Source organism: Bradyrhizobium sp. Kon37 (genome assembly GCF_055807535.1).
Genome location: NZ_JBVVOY010000262.1, coordinates 1 through 274, shown reverse-complemented (window position 1 = coordinate 274; position 274 = coordinate 1). Strand labels below are relative to the sequence as shown.

At 52.9% G+C, this 274-nt stretch carries 1 protein-coding gene; it reads right to left on the bottom strand.

Features of this window, described 5'->3' with window-relative positions; all coding sequences use genetic code 11:
* Nucleotides 1-274, bottom strand: a 274-nt coding sequence (locus tag AC0L3J_RS38075) for a biotin synthase BioB (RefSeq protein WP_473350565.1), incomplete at both ends; no start/stop codon positions are given.

Below are 274 nucleotides of genomic sequence, written 5' to 3'. Positions count from 1 at the left end.
GTTTGCTGCGGATTTAGCCCCAGTTTGCGGAACAGTTGCAGGTCTTTATCTTCTTCCGGATTCGGCGTGGTCAGCAGTTTGCAACCGTAGAAAATCGAGTTTGCGCCTGCCATAAAGCACATCGCCTGAGTCTGTTCGTTCATCTGCTCGCGTCCGGCAGAAAGGCGCACGTAAGAGGTTGGCATCATGATCCGCGCGACCGCAATGGTGCGAATAAAATCAAAGGCATCGACATCATCGTTATCGGCAAGCGGCGTGCCTTTCACCTTCACCA